Consider the following 14,962-nt stretch of genomic DNA (forward strand, 5'->3'; position numbering starts at 1 on the left):
CGTGAGTTTCGACATCGAGTGGGACCGCGATCTGACTGCGGGGAACCCGCTCGACTTTCCGAATTACGAATCGGATCGGAAGCTGCACGACGGCGAGGCCGTGCGAACTGGTGTCGGCTACGTCGATGGTGTGCCTTGTGCGTTGATCGAGAGCAACTACGACGTATTCGGCGGAAGCATGGGGCTGGTCGTCGGCGAAAGGGTCTCGCGTGCCTTCCGGCGGGCTGCGGCGGAACGCTTGCCGGTCGTCGCGACAATACGGACGGGGGGCGCACGGATGCAGGAAGGCATGCTGTCTCTCATTCAGATGCCCCGGGTCGTGTCTGCGATCGACGCGCATTCGGCTTCGGGTCAGCTGTCGCTCGGTGTGCTTCGGTCTCCCACTACCGGTGGGGTGTGGGCGTCGTGGGCCTCGTTGCTCGACTTCCGGGCGGCCGAGCAGTCTGCCACGATCGGATTCGCCGGTCCTCGCGTTGTCGAGGAGATGACCGGCGTCGCGCCTCCGGCCGACTCACACACGGCCGACTCTGCCCTTGCTGCGGGTCTGGTCGATATCGTCGTCGAGCCGAACGGTGCTTCGACCTGGCTTCGTACCGCGCTCGGTACGCTGTCGACTCCGTTGTCCGTACCGGTGACGCGCAGTGTCGTCGACGCCGCCGCGAGTACTCGAGCGCCTTCCGACTCCTCCTTTCCGTCCCTGTCGCATGTTCGGTCACCCCACACCATCTCTGGGCTGGGGTGGGCTGCTCTCCTGTCCGAGAGTTGGACCGAGATCAAGGGTTCCGATCCGTCGCTGCGAGCCGGTCTGGCTACGGTCGCCGGTGTGCGATGTGTCGTCGTGGCCATGGATCGCCACGCTCACGGCGACGCATCTGCGCGCCAGACACCTGAAGCGTTCGTCCTGGCTCAACGCGCGATCGATCTGGCTGCACGGATGGCGTTGCCGGTATTGACACTGATCGACACTCCTGGAGCCGAGCCATCCCCCAGATCCGAGGCTTCGGGCATCGCGCGCGAAATAGCCAGAACGCTGCGTGCACTCGATCGATTGCCGACCGGCAGTGTGTCCCTCTGCGTCGGCGAAGGAGGCAGCGGCGGCGCGATGGCTCTGGCCCACGTCGATCGGTTCTTGATGTTGGAACACTCCGTCTTCTCTGTCATCGGGCCGGAAGCAGCGGCAGTCATCCTCTGGCGGGACCGCACACGAGCCGCCGAGGCGACTCGCGCGCTGATGATCGATGCGCGGTCGTTGCTCGATCTCGGTGTCGCCGACGGGGTGCTTCCGTCGCATATATCGCCGCGTGCACTGCGTGACACCCGGACAGGGATTGCCAGAGCATTGCTCGAAGCGGTTCCGGGAGAACGCCATCAGCGAGTCGACAGCGCCTCGCACAGGTGGCTGCACGCGCCCGGGTAGGTCGGCAACTCCTGCCGAGTACACGTCGGCTTCGACGGCGGAACGTGGCCCCGACAAGCCGCACCGAGCCGATGGGCTATCGACAAGAAACCGAGTTCGACTGCGTCTTCGTTGCCGCAGCAGAGCGTAGACGAGTGAGCGCCGAACCAGAGGGGAGCCGGATGACGCAAGGCGATGGCGTCAGCGAAGTAACACGTCGGCCCACTGGTCCGACTCTGTCTTCCGGGTCGAAGTCCGAAGGCGGACGAAGCCCCCGCCAAGATCGTCGCCGGCAGCGGATCGAGTTGGCGCGCGAGCAGATACTCGAAACTGCCGAAAGACTCTTCGCAGAACGTGGCTATTACGATACCGGATTGAAAGACGTGGCGGCCGCGTGTGAATTCTCGGTGGGTTCCATCTATTCGTTCTTCGAGAGCAAAGACGTGCTGTACGAGCAAGTTTTGATGCGGCGAAGTATCTCGATAGAAACCTTGAACGTGATGGTGCCGGACACTCTGGACGCCGACGTCCGTTTGGTGGAGTTGGCCAGAATATGGATCGATCACGCCTCGGCGCACCCCGAATGGGGGGCATTGACGGCCGAAGTAACTCGGATCACGCGTTCGCCGGGGGCAGCAGTACCGGAGGCGTGGATACATCATGGGCAACAAAACCAGAGGTTCCTGGTGGACCTCATCAAGAGTGGGCAGCATCGAGGGACGCTTCGCGCCGGGTCTGCTTCCACTCTCGGACAGCTGTACTTCGCGCTGGTCACGTCGTTCATCGTGGTCACGTCGATGGGCAGGATGCACGAGGCCGACCCCCCGCACGACGCCGGAGAATTTCTCGCGTTTGTCCGCGACACATTTTCCACGGGCGCCTACTTCGATTCAGGTGACATCGACCTCGGGTGACAGGGTGACCTCCCCGACCGATCCATGACGTATCCCACGAATCGAACGTACTATCGAATCAGAGTACAACCGCCTCCAGGCGCGAATATCCCTGACAAACAATCCGATCCGGATGGAGAATCATGAACGACGCGACAACCACCGCGGTATCCGGCTCTCGCAGCGCGGCCGATGACTCCCACCGATCTCGCGTCGGCTTCATCGGACTCGGTAGCCAGGGCGGTCCGATGGCGCGCAAGATAATCGAGTCCGGCTTCGAGACAACGCTGTACGCGCGACGACGAGCTTCCGTCGAGCCATTCGGGGATCTGGGCGTCGACTGTGTGTCGTCCCCTGCGGACCTCGGACGTGTCAGCGACCTCATCTGTATCTGCGTCGTGGACGACGCTGGTCTCGAGTCCGTTGTGCTCGGCGAGGACGGCGTTCTCGCCGGCATGGCGGCGGGAGGGGCGATCGCCATCCACAGCACGGTGCGGCCCGAGACGTGTCGTCGATTGGCCGATGTGGCCGCAGGCATCGGGGTCACCGTCATCGATGCTCCAGTCAGCGGGGGTGGGCCGGGCGCGGCAGCGGGAACCTTGTTGGTCATGACCGGGGGGGACAGAGCGACCGTCGATCGATTCCGACCCGTTTTCGCGGCGTTCGCGAACTCGGTTGTATATCTGGGCGCACTGGGCGCAGGCCAGAACGCGAAACTCCTGAACAACACGTTGCTGACCGCGAATCTTGCGACGGCCGCTGGGATCCTGTCGGCAGGTTCGACGCTCGGCATCGATCCACGAAGCTTGTGCCAGGTCATCGCGCGGGGGAGTGGTGCAAGCTTCGCCGTCGACGTGATCGGCGACAAGGCTGGTGATCTGGCTGCAATGTCGGATACTGCAGGGCCGCTGCTGCTCAAGGACGTGGAAATTCTGGTGGAGGTGCTGGGAGGCAATGACGCTCTCCGTGGCCCTGTCTGGTCTCTGGTCGACTCGGCACTGGCGGAAATGCAGCACCCCCGTACGCTGCCCTGAATTGAATCATTGTTCAAATCAATGTACTTGTTACTCAGCATAGTGGTAGCGTAGGTACGAGTGATGCACGTCTCTCCACACGGTGTCACCGAAAGGAACTGCCATGGTCATCGGCTTCGTAGGCGCAGGTCGGATGGGTTCCACCATGGTGTCACGCTTGGCTGGTGCAGGTCAGCAAGTTCGAGTGCTCGTACGAGCAAGGGATGCGCCGGAAACGCCGACGACGTCGTACGACGTCGTGAGATCGGCCGCCGACGCCGCCGGCGGGGCCGATGCAGTGATCGTCTGCGTTCACAGCGACGACCAAGTTCGGCAGGCGTGCATCGACGACGGCGTGATCGAATCCATGCAGCCGGGGTCGATTCTGATCGTTCATACGACGGGCAGTCCGTGCGTCGTCAGAGAACTCGAAGTGGCCGCGTCACCCCGTGGGGTGTCAGTGGTCGACGCCCCCGTCAGCGGTGGACCCGACGACATCGCCCGCGGTGCCATCACGACTTTCGTAGGCGGGTCGGAGTCCGATTTCACACTGGCCGCGGACATTCTGCGGCACTATTCGGACCCCATGATCCACGTCGGCCCGCTGGGTTCGGGGCAGCTGACCAAACTTGTCAACAATGCGGTTTTCGCGGCGAATGTTGCTGTGCTCGAATCGGCAACTTGCATGGCCGTCGAGCTCGGACTCGACGAAGTCGCGCTGCTTCGCTGTCTACAGCGGGGTAGCGCAGCCAGTACCGCGCTCGATGGTGCCGTCCGAGCGGGCTCGACGGGTGCGTTCGCTTCCACGGTCGACGAGTTCCTGGCCAAGGATATTGCTGTCGTGCGTCGAGTCGCTGCTGATCTCGAGGTCCAATTGGGTTCGTTCGGGGCTCTTCTCGCTCGATGAACCGTGCCCGGCGTGCCGCGCGTTCCCACAGGTGTGGCCGATTAGTTCGATCAAGATCATGCGCCTCGACGCATTCGCCCGACAGTGGATGCACGCAGAAAGAAAGGAGTCGATGTTGTGGGTGCTGGACAACAACAGACCGTCATGGACAACGAGAGCCGTCAGATGTTGGACTTCGCGTTACGTTGGGTCCACTACGGAGGGGGGTCCCAGGACGACATTTTCGTCGAATTCGGAATCTCCAGCGCGAAGTTCTTTCAGAGACTTTCGCGACTCCTCGAGCGCAGTGATTCCTTACCGGCCGACAAGCGTCGATTGCTCCGGGCGCTGTGTGACCGTCGCATGAACGGCAGGCCCGGCGAGGCGTAGAAGTCGGGTAGCGTCAGCTCGTTGTATAGCCGCCGTTGACCGGGATCGTCTGCCCGGTGATCCATTCGCTCTCCGGTGATGCCAGCCAGAGTGTGGCAGCAGCCACATCTGTCGGCGTGCCCAGGCGGCCTACGGGGTAGCGACGGATTTGCCGAACGAACTGCTCGTCCGTGCTCATTGTCCCGGGTGGTTGAATTGTCCCCAACGAGATTGTGTTGCAGGTAATGCCATCAGGACCGAGCTCTTTGGCCAGCGATTTTGTAAAACCTATCCCAGCTGCCTTCGACGCAGCGTAAACCGCCATTCGAGCTTCACCGTTCCTGCCGGAGTCCGACGAGATGGTGATGATCCGACCCCATCCCCGCTCGGTCATCCCGCCGATCACTGCATGGCAGCAGTTCAGGACCCCATCTATGTTGATTGTCAAGACGTCGGTCCAGCCCTCTGGATCCGAGTCCGAGAACCTGGACAAAGTGAGTCCCGAAGCCGGAAGTCCTGCGTTGTTCACGAGGATGTCCACACTGCCTACAGTGCGACTGATTCGCGACACCATGTCGACGACGGCTGACCTGTCGGTGACGTCCGCCACTGCAGTGACGGCCCGCCCACCGATGCGTTCGACCGATTCGCGAGCCTCCTCGGCCCGCGTCTCGTCTACATCATTGATGACGACCGCGGCGCCGGCGAGCGCCAGTGTGCGTGCGATCTCGGCTCCGACGCCGCGGCCGGATCCGGTCACCAGCGCAATTCTGCGTTCGAGCATCACGGTGTGTTCCTTTCCTGAGTGCCCCCGCGCTCGTGTTCGCGGATCGAAGTACTTCGGGCTGTTCAGCCGCTGGCGGAACGGTGGCGGTGGTGTCGCGCTTTACAATGGGTTCAACGCACAGAACAATAGTTCGAATCAGCTGGCGGCCGTCCGAGGTGGACTAGTCAGCGCGAGGATGGGGAGGGGCCTGGATGGCCACGGAAGGTTCGAGTACGCCGGTTCGGCGGCGAAAGGCCGCAGTTGCGTCGGGGGGTGCGGCGGGGAAGAAGTCTCCCGTGAAGACGAGCCCGCGGGAGACGCGACGCCAGCAGCGGATCGAACTGTCCCGCGAACAGATTCTCGACACGGCCGAGGGTCTGTTCGCCGAACGCGGCTATTACCAGACGGGTCTCAAGGATGTGGCGGCTGCCTGCGAGTTCTCCGTCGGTTCCATCTACAGTTTTTTCGAGAGCAAAGATGAACTGTACGAACAGGTTCTGATGCGGCGCAGCATCGGCGTCGAGGCCTTGCAGATGATGGTTCCTGAGTCCGTTCCAGCCGACGAGCGGCTGGTGAAGCTGGCCGCGATCTGGATTCAGCACGCGGACGAACACCCCGCGTGGGGCTCTCTCACCGCTGAAGTGACGCGCATCACACGGTCGCCTGGTGGCGTCATCCCTGACGCGTGGATCCACCACGGCCAGCGGAACCAGAAGTTCCTCGTCGACGTTTTCAAGAAGGGCCAATCGAGCGGAGAACTCAGGCCTGGTTCTCCCTCCAGCCTCGCACGACTGTACTTCGCACTCGTCACGTCGTTCATCGTCGTGACCACGATGGGTCGGATGTCCGGCAGTGACGAACCGTCCGACACGGAGGAGTTTCTGTCATTCGTTCAGGACACGTTCTCGACACGACCGAATTCCCATCCGAGTCATCAGGATTTGGATTGAACGGGTGATACGGGATGCGCCGGGTCGGAAGTTCGGAACCCGACGGTGACGTCAAGGCGCGACGGTGACAGTCGCCGTTCCCGGCGTCAGTTTCGTACCGTTATGGTCTTCGATCCATACGTCCAACTCGACCCGACTACCGTCCGGCACGGTGACTACCGATGTGACCGTGCCGTGGGCGGTGATCGTCATGCCCTTGGTGTTAGGACTTCGAAATTGGCACTGCAAGCGGTCGATTCGGCCGTTCTCTCCGGCCCAGTCGCGAAGCAAGCAGTGCAAGTACGACCATAGTAAGTTCCCCATGCCGAACGCGGAATCGAAACCCGCCGCGCGCCCGGCATCGTCGTCCATGTGAATGTCGACGAACTCATCGTTGACCGCGGCAAACCGATTCCAGTTGGCCAGGCCGGTCGTCCGGACAAACGGCGGGAGAGTGTCGCCGACGGCGACCGTGAATGTTTCGGTGAACATGGAGCGGCCTCGTTTCAATATCGGATGATCGTCATACGCTGAACACGGACTCGGTCCATGCGCTGGTTCGTCCAGACATCTTCGGTGGTCGTGAACAACATTGCGCCGAGCCGACCCTTGCGTTCGGTCAATTCAGAGATCGCCGTCTCAGAGGTGATGACATCTCCTGCTCGGATCGGAACACCGTACTCGACTTCGAGTCCGCCGTTGACCTGATGTCCGAGCGATGGTCCATCGACTCCGAGTGTCTTGAACGGCGCATTCGGGTCGTATTCCGCTGCGTCCGCGGGTCCGGACGCTGTCATCCACGCGAAGGGATTGAAGTCCTGTGGCGCCGTGATCGCTACCTGCGTCGACGATCTCCAGAACTGTGCAGGCGGGGCGTCTGGGTAGTAGACGGCTATCGCCCACCGGCGGATGTCCGAGTCGCTGACCGGAAAACTCGTGGAACTGTCGAACGTGCGCCCGACAACGGATCGCATCGCGTCCGTGATGATTCCATCTGTCATTTTTCTCCTCGACTGCGATCCGAACCGGGCCGGCCGCGTCATGTCAGCAGCGTGTGTGATCGCCATCAGTACTATCACAATCCTTGGTGGGGAGATCATATTTATGAACGTCAGTTCAGCGTAGTCGTCGAAGGTGACGCCGGAGATCGAACGTCGGGTGCGCCGCTTGAGAAGGTTGAACGAACGTTCAGTCGAACGAACTATTGTGCGTTTGACTGAAACCACGTACGTTTCAGTGACGCACATCTCACGGCGAGGTGGATTGCGTCATACGCGACTCGAAGGAGCAGACAATGCCAGCTAGGCCTATGAGCGGTGTGCGAGTGGTAGAGGTCGCCCAGTTCACCTACGTCCCCGTCGCCGGCGCCGTTCTCGCAGACTGGGGTGCGGACGTCATCAAGGTCGAGCACGCAGTCCACGGAGATGCGCAGCGCGGTCTCGGGAACCTCGGGGGAACCGAATCCATCAACGGTTTTGCGCCACTGATGGAGCACCCGAACCGCAGCAAGCGCGGAATCGGGCTGGCCTTGGAGAACCCGGAGGCGCTCGAGGTCCTGTACGAAATCGTTCGAAACAGTGATGTCTTCGTCACGAACTTCCTGCCTGACGCGCGGACGCGGCTGAAGATCGACGTCGAGCACATTCGCGCGGTGAACCCGAACATCATCTATGTCCGGGGAAGCGCGTTGGGGGCGCGCGGTCCCGAGGCCACGAAGGGTGGATACGACCAACCGTCGTTCTGGTGCCGCGGTGGCAGCGCCATGGGAGTGACGCATCCAGGCGCGGGCGGCGTGGTGTCGCAGCCGGGCCCCGCGTACGGCGACACCATCGGAGGCATGAACATCGCAGGCGGCATCGCCGCGGCGCTGTTCGCTCGGGCGCAGACAGGAGAGCCGTCGATCGTGGACGTGTCGCTGTTGGCCAGTGGTGCCTGGGCGAACGCGCTGGCGATCGACGTGGCGCTCAACAGCGGGAATGTGCTGGAGGGTCGTGATCCGGCAACAGGTCCCGGTGCCCCGGGCAATCCGACCATGGGTAACTACGTGACCTCCGACGGTCGATATCTCAACCTGTGCATGCTGCAGCCTGGACGCTACTGGGCCGATTTCGTCACGCACCTGAACCGTGAAGACCTCATCACGCACCCGTCGTTCGACACGACTGAGAAGCTCATGCGCAACTACGAGGAAGCGGTTGTGATCGTCGCGGCGGAGATCGCCACGAAGACGCTCGCTTACTGGACCGAGCAGTTCGCCACGATGGAAGGCCCCTGGGCTCCGGTGCAGAACGCGCTGGAGGCAGGTAACGACGCCCAGTTACGGGCCAACGGATATGTAGCAACCGTGACGGACGTCAACGGAGTCAGTCGAGAGTTGATCACTTCTCCGGTTCAGTTCGACGAGACACCGGCCGCACCCGGGCGCGCACCTCAGTTCGCGGAGCACACCGATGCGATCCTGAAGGAAATCGGCGCCGACGACGATCGAATCATCGAGTTGAAGCTCGCCGGCGCAGTCACCTAGTCGCGAGCGTCCCGCGCGACCACACAGGTATGGGCAACGTGGGGAACCAGAATCGCAAGCTAACGAAACCGCAATAGCTGCAACAACGTCGGGTCGGTGCACTTCCGGTGGCAGGACAGTCGCATTGCTCTAGCTCGTGCTCACAACGGAAACACATAACCAGGATGGCTCAAATGAAACCTGAATACCTCATGCTGATCGACGGTGCACTCGTGCCGGCCTCGAACGGTACCCTGTTCGACAACATCAACCCTGCCGACGAATCCGTGATCGGGACGGTTCCGAACGCCACCGCCGATGACGTCGAGCAGGCAATACACGCGGCGCGTCGGGCGTTCGACACGACGACGTGGGCGACGGATCACGCGTTTCGCCGCCGATGCCTTCAGCAGCTTCAGGCAGGACTCGAGAAGAACGCCGAACTGTTGCGACCGATGATCGTGGCGGAAGCGGGCGCCCCGGTCTACGCGACTCGCGGTATTCAACTCGACGATTGCATCGGGTACATCGCCCACTACGTGGACCTCCTGGAAAAGTACGAGTTCGAGCACGAACTGCCCGACAAAGTCGGCGAGCTGCCACCGACGCGCCGGTATGTACGCAAGGAGGCGGCAGGCGTCGTCGCGGCCATCACTCCGTGGAACGTTCCGCTCTACCTCAATATCTGCAAGGTGGCAGCGGCTCTGGCTGCGGGATGCACTGTGGTCCTCAAGCCTGCACCGGACACGCCGTACAGTGCGCTGGCCCTCGGCGAGATCGCCCATGCCCACACCGACATTCCGCCCGGGGTGTTCAACGTGGTCACACCGAGCGACAACGAAGTGGCGTCGCTGCTGACCTCGCACGCCGACGTCGACGCAGTCACGTTCACGGGGTCGACTGCGACGGGGCGGCGGGTTATGGCCGCGGCCGCGCCGACGGTCAAGCGTGTCACCCTCGAGCTCGGTGGGAAATCGGCCGCGATCCTGCTGGAGGACGCAGATTTCCAAGCAATCGTGCCCCAGATTGCCGGTGGACTCTGTTACCACGCCGGCCAGGGATGCGCGTCGTTGACTCGACTTCTCGTTCCTCGAAGTCGATTCGACGAAGCCGTTGCGATCGCCAAGGCGACGATGGAAGTGATTCCTTGGGGCGATCCGACCGACCCGAACAACATCATGGGTCCCGTGGCGAACAAGCGGCAGCACGAATCCGTGCTTCGCTATTACGACATCGCTCGGGAGTCGGGCGCCCTCGTGCTCGGCGGAAATCGTCCCGATGAAGGCACCAAGGGCTTCTGGGTCGAGCCGACGTTGGTGGCGGGCATCGATGAAAATTCGCCGATCGCTCAGGAAGAAGTCTTCGGCCCGCTCCTGGCGATCCTTGCGTTCGACGACGAGGACGACGCGGTGCGCCTGTCGAACAATTCCATCTACGGCTTGTCCGGCGCGGTTTACAGCAATGACACGGATCGGGCGCTGAAGGTCGCGAGTCGTCTACGTACCGGAACCGTCAGCGTCAACGGTGGGTTGTGGTTCGACACGAACTCCCCGTTCGGGGGGTATAAGCAGAGTGGACTCGGCCGTGAATGGGGCACCGAGGGGCTCGACGACTTCCTCGAGCTCAAAACGATTGCCGTGCCGCATCCGTCGCAGCCGGTCTGAGTTCGAATTCTCCCAGCACCGGCAAGAAGGGAACACACGATGGCAAGATTGGACAACCGAGTAGCGTTCATCACCGGCGTTGCTCGCGGCCAAGGGCGTGCGCATGCAGTGCGCCTCGCCAAAGAAGGAGCCGACATCGTCGGCGTCGACTTGGCAGGCACACTGCCAGGCGTGCCATACGATTCGGCGACGCTCGACGACCTGGCCGAGACCGCGCGTCTCGTCGAAGCAGAAGGCCGTCGGTGTCATCTGGTGCAAGGCGACGTGCGGAATCTCGACACACTGAAGCAGCTGTGCGCCGAAGGTGTGACGCGTTTCGGTGGTCTCGACATCGTCGTGGCAAATGCAGGTATCTGCGTGCCTGTCGTGTGGAGCGAAACCACGTCGACGACGTTCCAGGACACGATGGACATCAATGTGACCGGCGTATGGAACACGGTGATGGCTGCCGCTCCCCATCTGGTCGAGCGGGGCGGCGGATCCATCATCCTGATCAGCTCGTCGGCTGGTAAGAAGATGCAGCCGTTCATGGTGCCCTACACGACGAGCAAGCACGCGGTCACCGGAATGACACGTGCTTTCGCTGCCGAGCTGGGCCAACACAGTATTCGGGTCAACAGCGTCCACCCGGGTGCTGTCATCACCCCCATGGGTTCGGGCTCGATGCAAGATCGCATTGCCGAGACCGCGGGGTCGTATCCTCGGTTGGCGACCATGAACACTCCGATGCTGCAGCAATGGGCGGCCGAACCGGACGAGATCGCCAACGTCGTGGCGTTCCTGGCTTCGGACGAATCCAAGTTCATGAGCGCTGAGCACGTCACGATCGACGGCGGCGCTCAGTACTTCTGAGCACGCGATCGAGCGAGACACGATGGGCAGACTCGACTGGGTCTCCGTTGGCGGGCAATCGTATCCTGGGGGCGTGAACACCCCTGCCGTTCAGGATGATTGGATCGCCAGCGGGGTACCTGGTCTGACGGGACGCCCGGCCGGTCCCGCAGTTGTCCCGGTCGGGTCCGCTGCGACGGTTGCGCGAGACTGGGCCCGGTTCGTTTCCGAAGATTTCCCGCTCGGCAGCGAGGTGGACGGGCGCCAATTGCTGACGGAGCGTGTGCTGTACACCGGTTGGAACCGCCGCGGAAAAGAATCGGTCGGTCGGGGGTCCAGATTACTGCCGACTGCGAATGGTTGGGCCGCGGTGTCGTGCGTGCGTGCGGACGATGCGGCTCTCCTCGGGGCATTGATATCGAAGCCGTTGTCCGACGAGCCGTGGCTCCCGGTCGCGGATTGGCTCTCGACGCGCGGTCCAGAGGAAATCGACGCCCGTATGGATCTCTTGGGGATTGCTGGGCGGTGCGTGCAGAGCCGGGGAGTGCCACTGCTGCCTGTCCCCGGTCGCCCGCGTTCGATGGTAGGAGCTACCGTCGTCGACTTCAGTGCTCTGTGGGCTGGGCCGCTGTGCGCACATCTGCTGGGTTCGGCCGGAGCGCGCATCATCAAGGTCGAGACACCACAACGTCCGGACGGCGCGCGTCGAGGTGATGCCGGGTTCTACGAACTTCTGCACGCAGGACACGAGTCGGTGGTGTTGGATCCCACGAGATCCTCGGAACGCGAGGCACTTCGTGCCCTGGTCGCATCGGCCGACGTCGTCGTCGAGGCGTCGCGCCCCCGCGCTCTCCAGCGGTTCGGACTCGATGCAGAACACTTCGCCGCCGGGGGATGTACGTGGGTTTCGATCACTGCCGACGGCCGCGCCTCCAATCGGGTCGGATTCGGCGACGATGTTGCGGCCGGCGCGGGATTGATCGGACACGACTACGACGGGTCCCCGATGTTTGCCGGAGACGCGATAGCCGATCCTTTGACCGGCATGTACGCCGCGGTGTGCGCAATGGACCCGCAGAACGAGGTCGGCGGCCGAGTGTGGGACGTGTCGATGACGGCAGTGGTGTCCTCGACGCTGTCGGGAGAGCCGGGCGGACAACAGCAATCCCTACGGAGTGATGAGGCGGTAGATCGGCGTCGTCGCGGTGCGGCAGGCGACGCTCCGGACTTCGGGTCGAGCACCCAACGCGTGTTGTCCGCTCTGGGGTTCGACATCTGAAGGACATTGGTGAATGTTCGTTCATTTTGTTGAAGGTAAAGTTTCCAGGCGCTATGCTGTGGTGGCGACCATAGAGGTCGAACACCATTGCTGCCGGCTCAGAGTTCCGGCTGTACTACTCGATTGGGAGTGCTCCAATGTCGCTACCGCTCTTCGAAGATCCGTCTGAAGCGAGCAGCTCGCTGTTCATCGACGGAAAGTGGCGATCGGCTGCCTCCGGAGAAACGTTCAGCGTCAACAATCCCGCGACCGGAGAAATCCTGGCGGAGGTCTCCGCCGGCGAGGCGCAGGACGTCCGAGATGCCATCTCCGCAGCGGACGGTGCATTCGAGGACTGGGCTTCGCGTACGGCGTACGAGCGCGCAGCTGTCTTGCTCGAGGCTCACCGGTTGATGCTGGAGCAGGCTGACGATCTCGCAACTCTGATGACGATGGAGCAAGGCAAGCCACTCAAAGCCGCAAGGACCGAGGTGAAGTACGCGGCGGACTTCCTCATCTGGTTCGCCGAAGAGGCGAAGCGTGTGTACGGGTCCACCATTCCGTCGGCGCGCGCTGATCAGCGCTTCGTCGTAGTGCGCCAGCCTGTGGGAGTGGTCGCCGCGATAACGCCGTGGAACTACCCTATCTCGATGATCACCAGAAAGGTCGGTCCGGCTCTGGCCGCAGGTGCGACCGTTCTTCTCAAGCCGGCCAAACAAACCCCCCTCACCGCTATCGCCATGATGCGGATCTTCGAGCAGGCGGGCGTGCCGTCCGGTGTGGTAAACATGGTCACGACCAAGAACCCCCGCTTCTTCAGTGACGAGGTGCTGGCAAGCAAGGTCGTTCGCAAGATTACGTTCACCGGATCGACCGAGGTCGGTAAATTGCTTGCCCGCGAGGCCGCTTCGACCGTCAAGCGGGTGTCTCTCGAGTTGGGCGGACATGCACCCTTCATCGTTTTCGAGGATGCCGATCCCGTACACGCGGCCAAGGGTGCTGCCCTGGTCAAGTTTCTCAATACCGGCCAGGCATGTATCAGCCCCAACCGGATTTTCGTGCACCGATCGATCGCGGATACGTTCCTCGAGACCCTGGTCGCGAGGTCGTCGAAACTGCAAGCAGGCAACGGTCTCGACCCAGCCAGTGGCGTGGGCCCACTCATCGACGAACCGTCGATGGAGCGTATGCAGAATCAGGTCGACGACGCAGTTGCACGCGGCGCACGGGTGTTGACCGGTGGACAGAAGCTGACCGAGGCTCCGTACGACAAGGGCAACTTCTACCCGCCTACGGTCCTTGCCGACGTCGACTCGGACATGCTGATCTACCGGGAGGAGACCTTCGGGCCCGTAGCGTCGGTGACCGTGTTCGACGACGAAGCCGAAGTCATCCGCATGGCGAACGACACGGACTACGGTTTGGCGTCCTATGTCTATACTCGTGACCTTTCGCGAGCCATCCGGGTGTCCGAAAAGCTGCGTTTCGGCATGGTCGGCGTGAACGACATCAATCCGACGTCGGCTGCCGCCCCCTTCGGCGGTGTCAAAGAGAGTGGTCTCGGCCGCGAGGGTGCCGCCGACGGCATCGGCGAGTACCTGGACACAAAGCTGATCGGGATCAGCGTCTGAGCGCCAACTCTCCCTGTTTTCGGCCCCCCAACAGTGAAAGTATCTGCTGGGGGGCCGTTTTCATTGCGCGAGGCGAAACGAATATTCGGTCTGTTCGCACGGTTCCATTGTGAACCGCAATGACATGGCGTTGAATGATGCACGACACGTCGACCGATAGAAGTGATGTGTTACAAACTTCGGTTGCCCATCGGCCCGGATCAGCCCTGCGTCTCGTGCCGTTCGGCGCGCGCGAGGAAGGTCGAGACATGGTTCTCACAGTTTTCAACCGCGTCGGTAGAAGCCTGCTGGTCGTCTTTCTGGTGACGGTCGCAGTGGTGGTTCTGCTCAGCTTCGCGCCCGGGTCGGTAGCTCCTCGATGATGCTCATAAGTCACGATCTCGCGGTCGTCGCAGGCCGCACCGATCGAGTCGCAGTGATGTATGCGGGCCGCTTGGCCGAAATCGGATCCACACTTGGGGTGTCTGCCTCGCCTCGACACCGGTACACCCACGCCTTGCTGGCGCAACCCACACCATCCACCATCCGCGACACACACCACTCAGGCTGATCGAGGGGAGCCTGCCGAAGCCCGTGAGTCCGCCGGCTGGGTGCAGATTCGCTCCGAGATGCGGGCATGCCCTCTCGACGGCGCAGAAATGAGCCCGGAAATGGAGTCTGTCGGCACCGACCACGACGTTGCATGCTTCGCGCCAGTAGCCGACAGAAGACCGATGACAACAGGTGGTGGCGGTAATGGCCGGTAGTGGAACTGCTCCTCTTCGCGGCGGCGACGCGTTGTTGAGTGTCGAGAATCTTGTCGTCGACTCTCCGACGTCGGCGG

At 62.3% G+C, this 14,962-nt stretch carries 15 protein-coding genes; 12 read left to right on the forward strand and 3 right to left on the reverse strand.

The window, feature by feature from the left end; translation table 11 throughout:
* Nucleotide 1 precedes the first annotated feature (1 nt).
* The 5 genes from AC0IX4_RS03670 (at nucleotide 2) to AC0IX4_RS03690 (ending at nucleotide 4,578) form a co-directional block, all read left to right on the forward strand.
* On the forward strand, nucleotides 2-1,417 hold the full coding sequence (locus AC0IX4_RS03670; RefSeq protein WP_471828091.1) for a carboxyl transferase domain-containing protein: 1,416 nt from the start codon (nucleotides 2-4) through the stop codon (nucleotides 1,415-1,417).
* Between the two features lie 161 nt (nucleotides 1,418-1,578).
* Nucleotides 1,579-2,310 (forward strand): TetR/AcrR family transcriptional regulator, encoded by a 732-nt coding sequence (locus AC0IX4_RS03675; protein WP_471828092.1) that lies wholly within the window; start codon nucleotides 1,579-1,581, stop codon nucleotides 2,308-2,310.
* Between the two features lie 122 nt (nucleotides 2,311-2,432).
* Nucleotides 2,433-3,323 carry an NAD(P)-dependent oxidoreductase gene (locus AC0IX4_RS03680; protein WP_471828093.1) on the forward strand — a complete coding sequence of 297 codons (891 nt, stop codon included), beginning with the start codon at nucleotides 2,433-2,435 and terminating at the stop codon, nucleotides 3,321-3,323.
* Between the two features lie 103 nt (nucleotides 3,324-3,426).
* The gene (locus AC0IX4_RS03685; protein ID WP_471828094.1) at nucleotides 3,427-4,209 is read left to right on the forward strand and encodes an NAD(P)-dependent oxidoreductase; all 783 of its coding nucleotides are present in this window, start codon (nucleotides 3,427-3,429) and stop codon (nucleotides 4,207-4,209) included.
* 144 nt (nucleotides 4,210-4,353) lie between these two features.
* Complete coding sequence (locus tag AC0IX4_RS03690) at nucleotides 4,354-4,578, forward strand: DUF3263 domain-containing protein (protein WP_471828339.1); 225 nt, start codon at nucleotides 4,354-4,356, stop codon at nucleotides 4,576-4,578.
* A gap of 13 nt (nucleotides 4,579-4,591) precedes the next feature.
* Here AC0IX4_RS03690 and AC0IX4_RS03695 read toward each other — a convergent pair whose 3' ends face one another.
* Nucleotides 4,592-5,341 (reverse strand): SDR family NAD(P)-dependent oxidoreductase, encoded by a 750-nt coding sequence (locus tag AC0IX4_RS03695; protein WP_471828340.1) that lies wholly within the window; start codon nucleotides 5,339-5,341, stop codon nucleotides 4,592-4,594.
* A gap of 278 nt (nucleotides 5,342-5,619) precedes the next feature.
* On the opposite strand from AC0IX4_RS03695, the gene AC0IX4_RS03700 reads away from it, so the two are divergent.
* Nucleotides 5,620-6,273 (forward strand): TetR/AcrR family transcriptional regulator, encoded by a 654-nt coding sequence (locus AC0IX4_RS03700; RefSeq protein ID WP_471828095.1) that lies wholly within the window; start codon nucleotides 5,620-5,622, stop codon nucleotides 6,271-6,273.
* 51 nt (nucleotides 6,274-6,324) lie between these two features.
* On the opposite strand, the gene AC0IX4_RS03705 is transcribed toward AC0IX4_RS03700, so the two are convergent.
* Both AC0IX4_RS03705 and AC0IX4_RS03710 read right to left on the reverse strand, forming a co-directional pair.
* Nucleotides 6,325-6,744: a hotdog family protein gene (locus AC0IX4_RS03705; RefSeq protein WP_471828096.1), complete on the reverse strand. Its 420-nt coding sequence runs from the start codon at nucleotides 6,742-6,744 to the stop codon at nucleotides 6,325-6,327.
* Nucleotides 6,745-6,758: 14 nt separating this feature from the next.
* The gene (locus tag AC0IX4_RS03710; protein WP_471828097.1) at nucleotides 6,759-7,478 is read right to left on the reverse strand and encodes an FAS1-like dehydratase domain-containing protein; all 720 of its coding nucleotides are present in this window, start codon (nucleotides 7,476-7,478) and stop codon (nucleotides 6,759-6,761) included.
* Nucleotides 7,479-7,546: 68 nt separating this feature from the next.
* Here AC0IX4_RS03710 and AC0IX4_RS03715 point away from each other — a divergent pair, with 68 nt between their 5' ends.
* From AC0IX4_RS03715 to AC0IX4_RS03740, 6 genes are all read left to right on the forward strand, one after another.
* Complete coding sequence (locus AC0IX4_RS03715; protein WP_471828098.1) at nucleotides 7,547-8,776, forward strand: CaiB/BaiF CoA transferase family protein; 1,230 nt, start codon at nucleotides 7,547-7,549, stop codon at nucleotides 8,774-8,776.
* 164 nt (nucleotides 8,777-8,940) lie between these two features.
* Nucleotides 8,941-10,419 carry an aldehyde dehydrogenase family protein gene (locus tag AC0IX4_RS03720; protein WP_471828099.1) on the forward strand — a complete coding sequence of 493 codons (1,479 nt, stop codon included), beginning with the start codon at nucleotides 8,941-8,943 and terminating at the stop codon, nucleotides 10,417-10,419.
* A 39-nt stretch (nucleotides 10,420-10,458) separates the two neighbouring features.
* Entirely contained in the window at nucleotides 10,459-11,271 is an 813-nt protein-coding gene (locus AC0IX4_RS03725) for a mycofactocin-coupled SDR family oxidoreductase (RefSeq protein ID WP_471828100.1), read from the forward strand.
* Nucleotides 11,272-11,830: 559 nt separating this feature from the next.
* Nucleotides 11,831-12,529 carry a CoA transferase gene (locus AC0IX4_RS03730; protein WP_471828101.1) on the forward strand — a complete coding sequence of 233 codons (699 nt, stop codon included), beginning with the start codon at nucleotides 11,831-11,833 and terminating at the stop codon, nucleotides 12,527-12,529.
* Nucleotides 12,530-12,666: 137 nt separating this feature from the next.
* Nucleotides 12,667-14,139: an NAD-dependent succinate-semialdehyde dehydrogenase gene (locus tag AC0IX4_RS03735; protein WP_471828102.1), complete on the forward strand. Its 1,473-nt coding sequence runs from the start codon at nucleotides 12,667-12,669 to the stop codon at nucleotides 14,137-14,139.
* A gap of 549 nt (nucleotides 14,140-14,688) precedes the next feature.
* A complete protein-coding gene (locus AC0IX4_RS03740) occupies nucleotides 14,689-14,781 on the forward strand; it encodes a hypothetical protein (RefSeq protein WP_471828341.1) in 93 nt (30 codons plus the stop codon).
* Nucleotides 14,782-14,962 lie beyond the last annotated feature (181 nt).

This window comes from Rhodococcus sp. AC861 (assembly GCF_979256035.1).